The sequence below is a fragment of the Kitasatospora cheerisanensis KCTC 2395 genome (genome assembly GCF_000696185.1).
GTDB classification, from domain to species: domain Bacteria; phylum Actinomycetota; class Actinomycetes; order Streptomycetales; family Streptomycetaceae; genus Kitasatospora; species Kitasatospora cheerisanensis.
In genome coordinates, this window is record NZ_KK853997.1 from 5,679,794 (window position 1) to 5,693,503 (window position 13,710).

Annotated in this window: 4 protein-coding genes and 2 pseudogenes; 5 read left to right on the plus strand and 1 reads right to left on the minus strand. The window is 74.6% G+C overall.

The window, feature by feature from the left end:
- Positions 1 to 42 precede the first annotated feature (42 nt).
- The 5 genes and pseudogenes from KCH_RS46185 to KCH_RS25735 all read left to right on the plus strand — a co-directional run bounded on the left by KCH_RS46185 (position 43) and on the right by KCH_RS25735 (position 11,419).
- Positions 43 to 3,471, plus strand: a complete 3,429-nt coding sequence (locus KCH_RS46185; RefSeq protein WP_157032195.1) for an FtsX-like permease family protein — start codon at positions 43 to 45, stop codon at positions 3,469 to 3,471.
- Positions 3,468 to 6,389, plus strand: coding sequence for a hypothetical protein (locus KCH_RS25720; RefSeq protein ID WP_157032196.1), 2,922 nt, complete (start codon positions 3,468 to 3,470; stop codon positions 6,387 to 6,389). Before KCH_RS46185 ends, KCH_RS25720 begins: the two co-directional genes overlap by 4 nt.
- A 134-nt stretch (positions 6,390 to 6,523) precedes the next feature.
- Positions 6,524 to 8,764 carry an SF1B family DNA helicase RecD2 gene (gene recD2 / locus KCH_RS25725; RefSeq protein WP_035866886.1) on the plus strand — a complete coding sequence of 747 codons (2,241 nt, stop codon included), beginning with the start codon at positions 6,524 to 6,526 and terminating at the stop codon, positions 8,762 to 8,764.
- Positions 8,765 to 8,949: 185 nt separating this feature from the next.
- The gene (locus tag KCH_RS25730) at positions 8,950 to 10,239 is read left to right on the plus strand and encodes a citrate synthase (RefSeq protein ID WP_035866889.1); all 1,290 of its coding nucleotides are present in this window, start codon (positions 8,950 to 8,952) and stop codon (positions 10,237 to 10,239) included.
- Positions 10,240 to 10,700: 461 nt separating this feature from the next.
- Positions 10,701 to 11,419 (plus strand): annotated as a pseudogene (locus KCH_RS25735) (SDR family NAD(P)-dependent oxidoreductase).
- A gap of 21 nt (positions 11,420 to 11,440) precedes the next feature.
- Here KCH_RS25735 and KCH_RS25740 read toward each other — a convergent pair.
- Positions 11,441 to 13,689: pseudogene (locus KCH_RS25740) on the minus strand (heavy metal translocating P-type ATPase).
- Between the last annotated feature and the right edge of the window lie 21 nt (positions 13,690 to 13,710).

The window sequence follows — 13,710 nt, forward strand, 5'->3', positions numbered from 1 at the left end:
CCGGGGGCTTTTCGGCCGGCGGCCGTGGAACGAGTCCGGTCCGTGATCGGTGGGTTGTTGTCTGGGCGGGGTGTTGGCGGCAGACTGCCCGTCACAAGATTGGTCCAGACCATCGGCGGACGGAAGGACTTCGGGGGACATGGGGTCGGACGGGTGGGGTGCGCCCGCGGGGGTGCGGCGGGCGGGCAGCACGGGGTGGTGCTGGGGGCCGCGGCGGTCACGGTGCTGGTGGCGGTGGCGGTGCTGACCGCGCTGACGGCGTTGACGGGGAGTTCGGTGACGCAGGGGATGCGGCACCGGCTGGTGGCGGATCCGCGGCTGTCGGTGTCGTTGTCCGGGCGGTACGTCGAGGGCGGGGACACGGCCGCGGACGCGCAGATGCGGGCGGCGTTGCACCGGGCGCTGCCGGGGATGCGGGCGGAGATCGACCAGGTGCTGCACGGGTCGATGCCGTTGCGGACGCCGTTGCCGAAGGCGGCGGGGGCGGAGGCGTCCTCGTTGGGGCTGGCGGTGGTGCCGCTGGCGGTGACGGAGCCGCAGCGGGTCGCGGAGCTGGCGCAGGGGGCCTGGCCGACGGGGCTGGAGCAGGTGGCGCTGTCGGAGTCGGCGGCGCGTTGGCTGGCGGTGTCGCCGGGGGCGAAGGTGCCGTTGGCGCTGTCCGCGGGTGGGGTGCTGTCGGTGACGGTGAGCGGCGTGTATCGGGAGTTGCCGGGTGCGGAGCGGTTGTGGCGGGCGTGGGGCGCGACGTCCTCGGTGGACTCGCCGGCGGGGTTGGTGCTGGCCTCGCAGGAGTTGCTGCGGACGCATCCGCTGCTGCGCGACCAGGTGGACGTGGAGTGGACGGCGGTGCCGGAGCCGGGGCAGTTGCGGCCGGAGTGGCTGGGGCTGCTGCGGGAGCGGGTGGAGCGGCTGACGGGGGGTGACGCGTCCCGCGCGGTGTTCCGGGGTGCGGAGCCGTCGTTGCAGGGGGTGCGGGCGGCGAGCGATCTGCCGGCGGCGTTGAACGATCTGCGGACGCCGATGATGGTGGCGCGGTCGGGGATGCTGGTGCCGGTGACGCTGCTGGGGGTGCTGTCGGCGGTGACGATGGTGCTGACGGCGCGTCAACTGACGGACTTCCGACGGGCGGAGCTGCTGTTGCAGCTGGCCCGGGGTGCGGGCCGGGCGAGGTTGCTGGGTGGTGCGGCGTTGGAGTGGGCGCTGTGCACGGTGCCGGCGGCGCTGCTGGGGGTGTGGGTCGCGGGGCCGTTGCTGCGGTTGCTGGAGCGGCTGGGGCTGCCGGTGGAGGGCGCGGCCGCGGAGGCGGCGGGTGCGGCGGCGTGGGCGGTGGCCGGGGTGGCGCTGGTGCTGCACGGGTGTGCGGCGCTGCTGCCGGTGGCGTGGACGGCGGACGGCGGCGAGCGGGAGACGCCGTCGCGCAGTCCGCGGCGGGCGGTGGCGCAGCGGGCCGGGGCGGATCTGGTGCTGGCGGCGGTGGCGGTCCTGGCGTATCTGCAACTGCGGCAGTACGAGGGCCTGTTGAGTCCGGCGTCGAGTGCGGTGGGGTTCGATCCGGTGCTGGTGGCGGCTCCGGTGGTGATGACGGTGGCGGCGGCGTTGCTGCTGCTCAGGCTGTTGCCGCCGGTGGGGCGGGCGTTGGAGTCCTTGGCGCGTCGCGGCCGGGGTCTGGTGGCGCCGTTGAGCGGCTGGCAGGTGAGTCGTGGCCGGGCGGGTCAGGCGGCGCCGGTGCTGTTGATGGCGTTGGCGCTGGCGGTGGGGGCGTTGACGACGACGGCGATCGCGGGTGAGGGGACGAGCGATCGGGACCGGGCGGCGTTCGCTCTGGGTGCGGATCTGCGGGTGACGGGCGGCGAGTTGCCGTCGGGGGTGCGGCGGGCGGCGCTGGCCGGGATTCCGGGGGTGGCGGGGGTGACTCCGGTGGCCTCGGTGGCGGGTCAGGTGCAGGGTGTGCAGACGTCGGTGCTGGCGGTGGATTCGGCGGCGGTGCAGCCGTTGGCGACCTCGGAGCGGATGGCGTCGGGGGCGTGGGTGCATGCGGTGCCGGCCGTCCGGTCGGATCTCGAACAGGGTTCGCTGGCGGGCCAGTTGGCGTCGCTGCGGGAGGAGCTGCCGGTGCACGGGATGCCCTTGCAGGGGCGTCCTTCGGAGGTGCGGGTGCGGTTGGCGGTGTCGGCGGCGGACCGGGTGGGTCCGGTGTGGCTGGCGGCGCAGGTGGAGGATGCGAGCGGCCTGGTGACGGAGGTTCAGGCGGAGCTGACGGCGGACGGGGCGGCGCGGACGGTGTCGCTTCCGTTGGCGTCCGGGTCGCTGAACTACCCGTTGCAGATCACGCAGTTGAGGTTGCGGACGGCGGCGCGGGGCTTTCCGCGGGCGACCTTCCGGCTGACGGTGTCGGCGGTCGAGGGAGCGACGGTGCCGGCCGGGGCGCGCTGGGTGAACGTGACGCGCGGGGACGTCCGGGTGGGCGGCCTGGGGTGTCCGGGGGCGCCGGGCGGGGAGCAGGAGTCGCGGCGGATCGACGCCGGGGTGTGCGAGGTGTCGCAGCCGTCGGAGGGTCTGCTGTCGGCGGTGGTGCGCGGGGCGGACCCGACGCAGGGCGAGGCGGTGGACGGGGTGGCCTTCGGGCTGGTGCCGCCGGGGACGCCGAAGCGGGTGCAGGGCATGCCGGTGGCGGGTTACGCGGTGCCGGCGCTGGTGAACGAGGCGTTCGCGCGGAAGGTCCGGTTCGGGATCGGCGGCGAGGTGCGGCTGACGGCCGGTGCGGAGGACCAGTTCGGGCTGCGGATCGTCGGTGTGCTGCCGGAGTTGCCGGGCGGTGGCGACCGGGAGCAGGCGCAGATGCTGGTGGATCTGCCGGCGCTGTCGGCGGCGCGGGCCGGGATGGGGCTGCCGCCGGTGTCGGACGAGGCGTGGCTGCTCGCTGCGGGGTCGAAGTCCGGGATGGCGCAGGCGGAGCGGGCCATCGCGGCGGATCCGCGGCTGGGTCGGGTGGAGAGTGTCGGGTCGCGGGCGGCGGCGATGGCCGAGGATCCGTTCCGCTCGGGTCGGCGCAGTGCGCTGGTGCTGTCGTTGGCGTTGTCGCCGGTGTTCGCGGTGGCCGGGTTCACGGTGCACGCGGTGGGTTCGGCGCGGTCGCGGCGGCGGGAGTTCGCGGTGCTGCGGGCGATCGGGGTGCGGCGCCGGCAGTTGGCCGGGGTGCTGCGGCTGGAGCAGTTGGCGGTGGTGGGTTTCTCGGTGTTGCTGGGTGGGGCGCTGGGGGTGGCGTTGGCGGCGGTGGTGCTGCCGTTGATCATGGTCGACGGCGGTGGCCGGGCGGTGTTCCCGGCGCTGGAGTTGACGGTGGGTTGGGGGTGGACGGCGCTGGTGGTGCTGGCGACCGGCCTCGGGGTCGGCACGGTGGTGCTGGTGCTGTCGCGGATGTTGGCGCGGGTCGATCTGGCGCGTGAGCTGCGGGCGGGGGAGAACGGATGAACGGGCGGGGCGGGTTCGGGGGTTGGCGTCCGGCGCTGCGGGAGGCCCGGACGGGGTGGCCGGTGCTGGTGGTGCTGGCGGTCCTGTCGGTGGTGCTGACGATGGCGACGCTGCTGTGGCCGCCGGTGTTCGACACCCTGTCGACGAAGGAGCTGGGCCGCCGGCTGACGGCGGCGCAGGCGGACGGTCCGCTGGTGACGGCGCGGGCGACGCTGAAGGCGCCGCGGGACTTCTGGGGGGCGTCCACGGCACCGCAGTTCGGGACGATGGACAGCGACCTGTCGCGGGTCGGGGAGGAGCTGCGGCAGGGTGCGTCGGGGGAGTTGGCGCGGGCCCTGGTGCGGGTGTCGGGCTGGGCGGAGTCCGGCGGCCTGGAGCTGTCGGGGGCGGGCGTGGCCCGGCCGCACGGCAACGCCGCGTCGCTGTCGCTGGCGTACGCGCAGGACGCCGCGGACCGGGTGCGGTGGGTGGCGGGCCGGGCGCCGGGCCGGCCGGACGCGGCGAAGGAGGCGCCGGTCGAGGTGGCGCTGTCCCGTGCGGGAATGGAGCAGTTCGGGCTGAGGGTGGGACAGCAGGTGCTGCTGTCCGGGCCGACGGGCGCCACCGGGGCGCTGGTGGTCGGCGAGTTCGCGCCGCTCGACGGCGCGGACGACCTGTGGCGTCAACTCCCTTTGCTGAACGAGCCGATGGACGCGGCGGTGCCGAGCGGGTACGTCCGCTACGGGCAGGCGATGGTGGCGCCGGCGGGGCTGGAGGCGCTGGAGGCGCGCGGCTCGCTGTCGGTGTCGGCGACCTGGACGTTCGGGGTGGCGGAGCAGCCGTGGGGGAACGGCGGCACGGCCGCGGGCGTGCGGGAGTTGGCGGCCGGGGCGCGGGGCTTCACCCGGGCGGCGGTGGACAAGGTGTGCGGCGAGATCGTGTCGGACGCGATGCCGTGTTCGGCGGGGGTGCGGACGGTGACGCCGCCGCAGGTGCAGCAGCGGCTGTCGGCGGTGGTGGACCGGTTCGCGGAGCAGCGGGCCCGGACGGTGTCGCTGCAGTCGTTCGCGCTGGCCGGGCTGTTGGCGATCGGGGTGTCAACGGCGGTGGCGGCGGCCCGGCTCGGGGCGCGGCGCCGGGAGGGGGCGCTGGCGCTCCAGCGGGCGCGCGGGGCGGGTGAGCCCGCGCTCGCGGCGGTGCGGCTGCTGGAGGCCGTTCCGGTCGTCCTGGCGGGGGTGCTGGCGGGTCGGCTGCTGTCCGGATCGCTGGTCGGGGAGCGGCCGTTGGGCGGTTGGTGGCCGGCGGTGGCGGCGGCCGTGCTGGTGGCGGGCGCGCCGGCGGCGGCGGTGTGGTGGCTGGGCCGGGCGGCCCGCCGGGCGGGCCGGGAGCCGGTGCGACGGCGGGGTGTGAAGCGGGTGTTGGGCCTGTCCGGGCGGGCGGTGCTGGAGGGCGGGGTGCTGCTGCTGGCGGGTGCGGGCGTGCTGCAGTTGCGGCTGCGCGGTGCGGTGCCGCCGGGGACGGCCGAGCCGGATCCCCAACTGGCGCTGGTGCCGGTGCTGTTGGGCCTGGCAGCGGTGGTGGTGGTGCTGCGGGTGTATCCGGTGCCGCTGCGGCTGCTGACGGGGTGGGCGCGGCGCGGGCGCGGCACGGTGGCGCTGGTCGGCCTGGCGCAGGCCGGGCGGCGGTCCGCGGCGGCGGCGACGGCGCTGCTGGTGCTGGTGCCCGCGCTGTCCTGCGCGGTGTTCGGCGCGCTGGTGTCGGGGACGGTGCGGCACGGCCGGGTGGAGGCCGCCGAGTGGCGCACCGGCGGTGACGCGGTCGTCCTGGGGCCGTCGCAACGGCCGCTTCCGCTGGAGGAGTTGGCGAAGGTGTCGGGGGTCGGCGGGGTGCTTCCGGTGCGCGGCGGCGTGGCGGCGCTGACCTCGGACGAGGACGGCGCGGTGGTCAAGGGGGTGGGTCTGGTCGGGGTCGACCAGGCGGTGCTGGCCGGGCTGGAGCCGGGCTCCCCGGTGGCGGCGGCGCTGTCCGCGGCGGGCCTGTCGGCGCCGCTGGTGGCGGGCGCGGAACTGCCCGCGCTGGCCGACGCGCGGACCGCGGCGCGGTTCCCGGACGGGTCGTTCGACGCGGACGCCGGGGCGACCCGGTTCCGGGTCCGGATCGTCGGGGTGCTGCCCGCGGGGGCGGAACGGGACCGGGCGATCGGGCCGGTGGTCGGCGAGGTCGGCGGCGGTCCGCTGCTGGTGTTCGGCGGTCCCGCCGCGGAACGGCTGCCCAAGCAGACCGGGCAGCGCAACGCGGCCGTGCTGTTCGCCGCGCCCGGGCAGCCGGGCTCGGCGGCCGGTGCGCAGCGGATCGACGGGGCGCGGCTGCGGGCCGTGGTGGCGGCCTCGGCGGCGACCGCGGGCGCGGGCGGGGCGGGCGCGGCCGGCGGTGCGGTGCTGCGCGGCGCGCCGGTCGAAGTGCGGGATCTGACGGGGGAGTTGGCGGAGTCCGCGGACGACGGCCTGGTCGCCGCGCTGGAGCTGGCGTTCCGGGCGGCGGCGGCGATCGGCCTGCTGCTGGGGCTCGCCGCGGTGGTGCTGGAGCTGCTGCTCGGCTCCGCCGAACGCGGCCGGATGCTGGCGTACCTGCGCACGCTGGGGCTGGGGGCGCGGGCCGCGGCCGGCGTCCAACTGGTGCAGCTGCTCCCGGTGATGGCGGCGGCGGTGATCGGCGGGACGGTGCTCGGCCTGGGCCTGCCGTGGCTGCTGGGCCCGGCGCTGGAGCTGCGCGCGTTCACGGCGGGTCCGGGCGCGCCGGCGTTCGCGCCGGACTGGGTGTCGATCGCCGTCGCGGCCCTGGCGCTGCTGGTCCTGGTGCCGTGCGCGGCGGCCCTGGAGGGGGTGACGGGGCGTCGGCGGGTGCCGCAGCTGCTGCGCCTCGGCGAGGGCGCGCAGTAGAGGGGTGTGGGCACCGGCGGGGCCGTGCGGCGGTTCGCACGGTCCCGCCGTGCGTGCGGAACGGCCCCGCCGTGTCGGTCGGGCGGAGTACCTTTCCTCGCGGCGGTGTGTCCTGATTGCGGGTGAGGTGTCCGGTGCAGCTGGCGCAGGTGGAGGGGGTCCTGGAGCGGATCACGTACGCCAACGAGGAGACGGGGTACACGGTCGCGCGGGTGGACACCGGCCGGGGCGCGAACGACCTGCTGACGGTGGTGGGGGCGCTGCTCGGGGCGCAGGTGGGGGAGAGCCTGCGGCTGTTCGGCCGGTGGGGCTCGCACCCGCAGTACGGGCGGCAGTTCACGGTGGAGAACTACACGACGGTGCTGCCGGCCACCGTGCAGGGCATCCAGCGGTACCTGGGCTCGGGACTGATCAAGGGGATCGGGCCGCGGTTCGCGGAGCGGATCGTGGAGCGCTTCGGGGTGGAGACCCTGGAGGTGATCGAGAACGAGCCGAAGCGGCTGATCGAGGTGCCGGGCCTCGGGCCGAAGCGGACGAAGATGATCGCCGCGGCGTGGGAGGAGCAGAAGTCCATCAAGGAGGTGATGGTCTTCCTGCAGAGCGTCGGGGTGTCGACCTCGCTGGCGGTGCGGATCTACAAGCAGTACGCGGACGCGTCGATCGGGGTGGTGAAGAACCAGCCGTACCGGCTGGCGGCGGACGTGTGGGGCATCGGGTTCCTGACGGCGGACCGGATCGCGCAGGCGGTGGGGATCCCGCACGACTCGCCGGAGCGGGTGAAGGCCGGCCTGCAGTACGCGCTGTCGCAGTCCACCGACCAGGGGCACTGCTACCTGCCGGAGGAGCGGCTGATCGCGGACGGCGTGAAGCTGCTGCAGGTGGACGTCGGGCTGGTGATCGACTGCCTGGCCGAGCTGGTCGCGGCGGAGGGGGTGGTGCGCGAGCGGCTGCCGGGCGGGGACGGGCAGGAGGTCACGGCGGTGTACCTGGTGCCGTTCCACCGGGCGGAGATCTCGCTGGCGGGCCAGCTGCTGCGGCTGCTGCGGGCGGACGAGGACCGGCTGCCGTGGTTCCGGGGCGTGGACTGGCCGGCCGCGCTGGGCTGGTTGGCGAAGCGCACCGGGGCCGAACTCGCCCCGGAGCAGGAGCAGTCGGTGCGGCTCGCGCTGACCGAGAAGGTCGCGGTGCTGACCGGCGGGCCGGGCTGCGGCAAGTCGTTCACGGTGAAGTCGATCGTGCAGCTGGCGCTGGCGAAGCGGGCGAAGGTGGTGCTGGCGGCGCCGACCGGCCGGGCGGCGAAGCGGCTGGCGGAGCTGACCGGCGCGGAGGCGTGCACGGTGCACCGGCTGCTGGAGCTGAAGCCCGGCGGGGACGCCGCGTACGACCGGGACCGGCCGCTGGACGCGGACCTGGTGGTGGTCGACGAGGCCTCGATGCTGGACCTGATCCTGGCGAACAAGCTGGTCAAGGCGGTCGCGCCGGGCGCGCACCTGCTGTTCGTGGGGGACGTGGACCAGCTGCCGTCGGTGGGCGCGGGCGAGGTGCTGCGCGACCTGCTGTCGGCCGGCAGCCCGATCCCGTCGGTGCGGCTGACCCGGATCTTCCGGCAGGCCCAGCAGTCGGGCGTGGTGGTGAACGCGCACCGGATCAACGAGGGCCTGCCGCCGCTGACCGACGGCCTGCCGGACTTCTTCCTGTTCGCGGAGGACGACGCGGAGCGCGCGGCCGGCCTGACGGTGGACGTGGTGGCCCGCCGCATCCCGCAGCGCTTCGGGCTGGACGCGCGCCGCGACGTCCAGGTGCTGGCCCCGATGAACCGCGGCCCGGCGGGCGCGGGGGCGCTGAACACGCTGCTCCAGTCGGCCGTCACCCCGGCCCGCGAGGGCCTGCCCGAACGCCGCTTCGGCGGGCGGACGTTCCGGGTCGGCGACAAGGTGACGCAGATCCGCAACAACTACGAGAAGGGGCGCAGCGGCGTCTTCAACGGCACGGTGGGCGTCGTGACCTCGCTCAGTGTGGACGACCAGCGACTGACGGTGATGACGGACGAGGACGAGGAGGTGCCGTACGACTTCGACGAGCTGGACGAGCTGGCGCACGCGTACGCGGTGACGATCCACCGCTCCCAGGGCAGCGAGTACCCGGCCGTGGTGATTCCCGTCACGACCTCGGCGTGGACGATGCTCCAGCGCAACCTGCTGTACACGGCGGTGACACGGGCGAAGAAGCTGGTGGTGCTGGTGGGATCCAGGAAGGCGATCGGGCAGGCGGTGCGGGCGGTGAGCGCCGGTCGGCGGCACTCCGCGCTGGACCACAGATTGGCTGCCGGGCGTGGTTCAGGGGGTACGGTACGTCCAGAGGTTGTCTTGACGTGAAGAGATTTAGGGCGGAACCTGGTCTGGTGCCGATCTTGTCCGGTTCGCACCGGCTGCGGCAGCAGAGTTTGTAGGCCCTGGTCCTTTCCGGGGTCACCCCCGGTGCGCGGCCGTCCTTCGGGTGGGGGATCGTTGAGACAGTCAGGGCAGTCGGATGAGGATCAAATTTCGTCGGTGAGGAAGACGTGAGCGACAAATCGGTAGTACTGCGGTACCAGGACGGCGAGTACGAGTACCCCGTCGTCGAGAGCACTGCGGGCAACGCCGGCTTCGACATCTCGAAGCTGCTTCCGCAGACCGGCCTGGTCACCCTGGACAACGGTTTCGGCAACACCGCCGCCAACAAGTCCGCGATCACCTTCATTGACGGTGACGCCGGAATCCTGCGCTACCGCGGCTACCCGATCGAGCAGCTGGCCGGCGAGGCCAACTTCATCGAGACCGCCTACCTGCTGATCAACGGTGAGCTGCCGAACGCGGAGCAGCTGTCGGCGTTCAGCACCGAGATCACCCAGCACACCCTGCTGCACGAGGACGTCAAGCGCTTCTTCCAGGGCTTCCCGCGGGACGCGCACCCGATGGCGATGCTGTCCTCGGTGGTCGGCGCGCTCTCCACCTTCTACCCGGAGAGCCACAACCCGTTCGACGCGGCCCAGCGCCACCTGTCGACGGTCCGCCTGCTGGCGAAGCTGCCGACGATCGCGGCGTACGCGTACAAGAAGGCGGTCGGCCAGCCCTTCGTCTACCCGCGCAACGACCTCGGCTACGTCGAGAACTTCCTGCGGATGACCTTCGCCGTCCCGGCCGAGGACTACGAGCTGAACCCGGTCGTGGTCAACGCCCTGGACAAGCTGCTCATCCTGCACGCGGACCACGAGCAGAACTGCTCCACCTCGACGGTGCGTCTGGTCGGCTCCTCGCACGCCAACCTGTTCGCCTCGATCTCGGCGGGCATCTCGGCGCTCTGGGGCCCGCTGCACGGCGGCGCCAACCAGGCCGTGCTGGAGATGCTGGAGCAGATCAAGAACGACGGCGGCGACGTCGACGCCTTCATCCGCAAGGTGAAGAACCGCGAGGACGGCGTCAAGCTGATGGGCTTCGGCCACCGCGTCTACAAGGCGTTCGACCCGCGCGCCGCGCAGGTCAAGGTGCTCGCCCACGAGGTGCTCGGCCAGCTCGGCAAGTCCGACGAGCTGCTCGACATCGCCCTCAAGCTGGAGGAGCACGCGCTCAAGGACGACTTCTTCGTCTCGCGCAAGCTGTACCCGAACGTGGACTTCTACACGGGTCTGATCTACCGCGCGATGGGCTTCCCGACCAGCATGTTCACCGTGCTGTTCGCGCTCGGCCGGCTCCCCGGCTGGATCGCCCACTGGCACGAGATGATCAAGGACCCGACCAGCCGGATCGGCCGCCCGCGCCAGATCTACACCGGCGTGGAGATCCGCGACTACGTGCCGCTCGACGCCCGCTGAGCGAACCGCAGCAGCACGAAGGGGCCCGGCCCCGCCACCCGATGAGGGGGCGGGGGCCGGGCCCCTCCGCGTATGACGAGGTGGGGCGCACGGCGCCCGGGACGATCCCGGGCGGGGAACGGCCGCTCAAAGCATCCCCGGGCTCCCGGATCCGGCCCGGCGCCGTGCGCGAGGACCGTCGACGAATCGACGACCCGTCGGGGCCCGCCGGAGCCCCGCTCTACAAAAGGTAAGACGTATCAGGGGGCGCAGAGTTACGCCAGGGGGGTGTGAGTTGCCTCTCTCCACTCTCCGTGTGCATCCGCGCACCCGGACGGCGGAGCGCATATCACACCGCACGCCGGGTGTGCGGCGTCACCCACCCCGCAGAGACCGCAACCCAGCGTGATAGGAATCGTGGCAATCCGGTACGGACCGCCTGCCATCCGCTGAGCGGTGAACGGTCAGGGAGGGAGCGCGCTATGGCCAGGAACGTCGTCGTCACCGGTGGAGGCACCGGCATCGGCCTTGAGGTGGCCCGGCGCTTCGCCGAGGACGGCGAGCGGGTGGTGATCGTCGGCCGCCGCCCCGGCGTCCTCGACCACGCCGCCGCGGAACTCGGACCCAACGTCACCCCGCTGGTGTGCGACCTCGCCGACCCGGACGCCGTGGAGGCCGCGCTGGACGCGCTGCCCGCCCGGATCGACGTGCTGGTCAACAACGCCGGCAGCCGGGAGACCGTGTTCGGCGCCGGCCCGCACGCCGTGCTGGCCCGCTGGCGCGGCGACTTCGAGCGCAACGTGCTGACCGCCGTGCTGCTCACCGAGTCCGTCCGCGACCGGCTCACCCCCGGCTCCGGCCGGGTCATCACCGTCTCCTCGATCGCCGCCCTGCGCGGGCCGGCTCCTACGGGGCGGCGAAGGCCTCGCTGCACGCCTGGAACCACTTCCTGGCGGCCCAGCTCGGCCCGTCCGGCATCACCGCCAACATCGTCGCGCCCGGCACCGTGGCGGGCACCGAGTTCTTCGGGCCGCGACTGGACGAGGCGGAGGTGGCCCGCCGCTCGGCGCGCACCCTGCTCGGCCGGATCGGCGAGTCCGGGGAGGTCGCCGCCGCCGTGTGCTTCCTCGCCTCCGCGGAGGCCGGGTTCATCACCGGCGAGATCCTGCACTGCAACGGCGGCGAACTGCTCGGCCGCTGACGGTCCGTCGCCGACGGCCCGTCAGGACGGCTGGAAGCCGCGCAGCCGCAGGCTGTGGGTGACCACGAAGACCGAGGAGAAGGCCATCGCCGCGCCGGCGATCATCGGGTTGAGCAGGCCGGCGGCGGCCAGCGGGATCGCGGCGACGTTGTAGGCGAAGGCCCAGAACAGGTTGCCCTTGATGGTGGCCAGGGTCCGGCGCGAGAGCCGGATCGCGTCGGCGGCGGAGCGCAGGTCGCCGCGGACCAGGGTCAGGTCGGCGGCCTCGATCGCCGCGTCGGTGCCGGTGCCGATCGCCAGGCCCAGGTCGGCCTGGGCGAGGGCGGCCGCGTCGTTGACGCCGTCGCCGACCATCGCCACGGTGCGGCCCTCGGCCTGGAGCCGCTGCACGGTGGCGACCTTGTCCTCCGGCAGCACCTCGGCGATCACGTCCTCGGCGGGGATCCCGACCTCGGCCGCCACCGACTCCGCCACCAGCCGGTTGTCGCCGGTCAGCAGCACCGGCCGCAGGCCCAGCGCCCGCAGCTCGGCGATCGCCTCCGCACTGGTCGGCTTCACCGCGTCCGCCACCTCCAGCACGGCCCGCGCCTGGCCGTCCCAGGCGACGGTGACGGCGGTGCGGCCGGCCCGCTCGGCGGCGGCGCCGACGGCGGCCAGGGCCGGCGGCACGGGCGGGCCGGCGAGCAGCGCGGCGCGGCCGGCCAGCACCCGGCGGCCGTCCACGGTGCCGCGGACGCCGAGGCCCGGGATGCTGCGGAAGCCGGTGACGGCGGGCAGCCCGCCGAGGCGCTCCTGCGCGGCGTCGGCCACGGCCCGGGCGATCGGGTGCTCGGAGGCGTGCTCCAGCGCGCCGGCCAGCCGCAGCGCCTCGTCCTCGGTGGTGCCGTCGGCGGTGTGCACGCCGACCAGCGTCATCCGGCCGGTGGTCACGGTGCCGGTCTTGTCGAGGAGGACGGTGTCGGCCCGGCGGGTGTTCTCCAGCACCTCGGGGCCCTTGATCAGGATGCCGAGCTGGGCGCCGCGGCCGGTGCCGACCAGCAGGGCGGTCGGGGTGGCCAGGCCGAGGGCGCAGGGGCAGGCGATGATCAGCACCGCGACGGCGGCGGTGAACGCCTCGGCGGGGTTGCCGGAGAGCGCCAGCCAGGCGGCCAGGGTGCCGAGGGCGATCAGCACGACGGCCGGCACGAAGACGGCGGAGATCCGGTCGGCGAGGCGCTGGGCGGCGGCCTTGCCGTTCTGGGCGTCCGCGACCAGCTTCGCCAGCTGCGCGAGCCGGGTGTCGCCGCCGACCCGGGTGGCCTCGACCACCAGTCGGCCGCCCGCGTTGACGGTGGCGCCGGTGACGGGGTCGCCGACGGACACCTCGACCGGCACGGACTCGCCGGTGAGCATGGAGGCGTCCACGGCGGAGCCGCCCTCGACCACGGTGCCGTCGGTGGCGATCTTCTCGCCCGGGCGGACCACGAACCGGTCCCCGACGGCGAGTTGCCCGACCGGGACGCGGACCTCGCGGCCGTCGCGCAGCACCGCCACGTCCTTCGCGCCGAGGTCGAGCAGGGCGTGCAGGGCGGCGCCCGCGCGGCGCTTGGAGCGGTCCTCCAGCCGGCGGCCGAGCAGGATCAGCGTGGTGACGCCGGCCGCGGTCTCCAGGTACAGGGCGGAGGAGGCGTCGGCCGGGCCGACGGTGAAGGCGAAGGAGTGCCGCATGCCCGGCATCCCGGCGTCCCCCAGGAACAGCGCCCACACGGACCAGCCGAAGGCGGCCAGGGTGCCGAGCGAGACCAGGGTGTCCATGGTGGCGGCGCCGTGCCGGGCGTTGGTCCAGGCGGCGCGGTGGAACGGCAGGCCGCCGTACACCACGACGGGGCCGGTGAGGGCGAAGGCCAGCCACTGCCAGTCGTCGAACTGCAGGGCCGGGACCATCGAGAGCAGCACCACGGGGACGCTGAGCGCGGCGCTGATCAGCAGCCGGTCGCGCAGCGGGTCGGGTGCGGGCGCGGGCCGGGCTCCGGCGCGGCGGGCTCGGGCGGGAGTTCGGCGGTGTAGCCGGTCCGTTCGACGGCGGCGATCAGCTCGGCGACGGTGGTGCCGGGGCCGAAGTCCACCCGGGCCTTCCCGGTGGCGAAGTTGACGCCGGCCGCGACGCCGTCGAGCCGGTTGAGCTTCTTCTCGATGCGGGCGGCGCAGGACGCGCAGGTCATGCCGCCGATCGTCAGCTCGACGCGGTCCCGGCGCCCGGCCGGGGCGGTGGGATCGGTGCTGGTGCTCATCGGCTCGTTCTTCCTGCCGGC

What these genes read in the sequence shown, in the direction of transcription:
- KCH_RS25720 (WP_157032196.1), top strand. Translation starts at nt 3,468, where the DNA reads ATGAACGGGCGGGGCGGGTTCGGGGGTTGGCGTCCGGCGCTGCGGGAG.